Raw genomic sequence first — 2,433 nt, 5'->3', positions numbered from 1 at the left:
GCCCCCTCCACAGCCCCGAGCACCGGCGCCAGGAAGCCGGCCCCGAAGAGCCCGGCCCCGAAGAGCGCTACCGGCAAGGCCCCCGGCGCCAAGGCTCCCGCCGGGAAGGCGGCCGGGACCACCGCGAAGACCGGCTCCGCGAAGGCCCCCACCGCGAAGACCGGCGCCGCGAAGGCCCCCACCGCGAAGACCGGCGCCGCGAAGTCCCCGGCCGTGAAGACCGGCGCCGCCGCGAAGGCCAGCGGCACCGGACCGGCCAGGGCCCCCCGCACCCGCAAGACGGCCGCCGCCACAGGCGCCAGCGGCGCCAACCGCGCGGCGCCGAAGCGGCGTGCGACGGCCACCCCGAAGGTCAAGGTCCGTCCCGCTCCGCCGCTGGACGCCGCCGACCGCGAGCGGCTGCTCGCCGGCGCCCACCACGACCCGCACGCCATGCTCGGCGCGCACCTCACCGACGAGGGCGTCGTCTTCCGCGCCCTGCGCCCGCACGCCACCTCCGTCACCGTCGTCGTCGGCGGCCTGGAGGCCGAACTGATCAGCGAGGGCGACGGCCTCTTCGCCGCCGCGGCGGCCCTCCGCGAGATCCCCGAGTACCAGCTCCGCGTCCGCTACGGCACCGACGAACCGCTGCTCGTCGACGACCCCTACCGGATGCTGCCGGCGCTCGGCGGCTTCGACCTCCACCTGATCTCCGAGGGCCGCCACGAGGAGCTGTGGCGGGCGCTCGGCGCCCACCCGATGACCCACCAGGGCGTCACCGGCACCCGCTTCACCGTCTGGGCGCCCAACGCCCGGGGCGTCCGCGTCACCGGCGACTTCACCTTCTGGGACGGCACCGCCTACCCGATGCGCTCGCTCGGCTCCAGCGGCGTGTGGGAGCTGTTCCTGCCGGGCATCGGCGAGGGCGCCGTCTACAAGTTCGACGTCTGCGCTGCGGACGGAACGCACACCATGCGCGCCGACCCCATGGCCCGCCGCACCGAGTGCCCCCCGAACACGGCCTCCGTGGTCCACAGCTCCCGCTACGAGTGGAACGACGCCGACTGGCTGGCCCGGCGCGGCAGCCGCCCGATCCACGAGGCGCCCTTCTCCGTCTACGAGGTCCACCTCGGCAGCTGGCGCCCCGGCCTCAGCTACCGGGAACTCGCCGAACAGCTCCCCGCCTACGTCCGCGACCTCGGCTTCACGCACGTCGAGCTGCTGCCCGTCGCCGAGCACCCCTTCGGCGGCTCCTGGGGATACCAGATCACCGGCTACTACGCCCCCACCGCGCGGCTGGGCGGCCCCGACGACTTCAAGTACCTCGTCGACCGGCTGCACCAGGAGGGCATCGGCGTCCTCGTCGACTGGGTGCCCGCGCACTTCCCCAAGGACGACTGGGCGCTCGCACGCTTCGACGGCACCCCGCTCTACGAGCACCCCGACCCCCGCCGGGCCGAACACCCCGACTGGGGCACCCTGGAGTTCGACTACGGCCGCAACGAGGTCCGCAACTTCCTCGTCGCCAACGCCATCTACTGGTGCGAGGAGTTCCACATCGACGGGCTGCGGGTCGACGCCGTCGCCTCGATGCTCTACCTCGACTACTCGCGGGAGGACGGCGAGTGGTCCCCCAACGAGTTCGGCGGCCGGGACAACCCCGACGCGGTCGCCTTCCTCCAGGAGATGAACGCGACCGTCTACCGGCGCTGCCCCGGCGTCGTCACGATCGCCGAGGAGTCCACCGCCTGGGACGGCGTCACCCGGCCCACCGACGTGCCCGGCCAGTGGGGCATCGGCGGCCTCGGCTTCGGCCTCAAGTGGAACATGGGCTGGATGCACGACTCGCTCGTCTACATGAGCAAGGACCCCGTCCACCGCCGCTACCACCACAACGAGATGACGTTCTCGATGGTGTACGCGTACTCCGAGAACTACGTGCTGCCGATCTCGCACGACGAGGTCGTGCACGGCAAGGGCGCGCTCGTCTCCAAGATGCCCGGCGACTGGTGGCAGCAACGTGCCAACCACCGCGCCTACCTCGGCTTCATGTGGTCCCACCCGGGCAAGCAACTCCTCTTCATGGGCCAGGAGTTCGCCCAGGGCGCGGAGTGGTCCGAGGCGCACGGCCCCGACTGGTGGCTGCTCGACCCGTGCTACTCCGCCGAGCCCGACCACCGGGGCGTCCGCGACCTCGTCCGCGACCTCAACACGGCCTACGCCCGCACCCCCGCCCTCTGGGAGCGGGACTGCGACCCCAGCGGCTTCGCCTGGATCACCGCCGACGCGGCCGACGACAACGTCCTGGCCTTCCTCCGCTACTCCGCCGACAGCACGCCGCTGCTGGTCGTCAGCAACTTCTCCCCCGTCGTCCGCCACGACTACCGCCTCGGCGTCCCCGACGGCCCCACCGCCTGGCGCCCGGTCCTGAACACCGACGACAAGCAGTACGGC

1 protein-coding gene is annotated in these 2,433 nt (G+C 72.8%); it reads left to right on the top strand.

What is annotated here, in order from left to right; all coding sequences use genetic code 11:
* Positions 1-2,433, top strand: a 2,433-nt coding sequence (gene glgB, locus GL263_RS25070) for a 1,4-alpha-glucan branching enzyme (RefSeq protein ID WP_194377896.1), incomplete at both ends; no start/stop codon positions are given.

The sequence above is a fragment of the Streptomyces durbertensis genome, assembly GCF_014156695.1.
Lineage (GTDB): Bacteria > Actinomycetota > Actinomycetes > Streptomycetales > Streptomycetaceae > Streptomyces > Streptomyces durbertensis.
The sequence above is the reverse complement of the archived record's forward strand: the minus strand, read 5'-3'. Positions and strand labels throughout refer to the sequence as shown.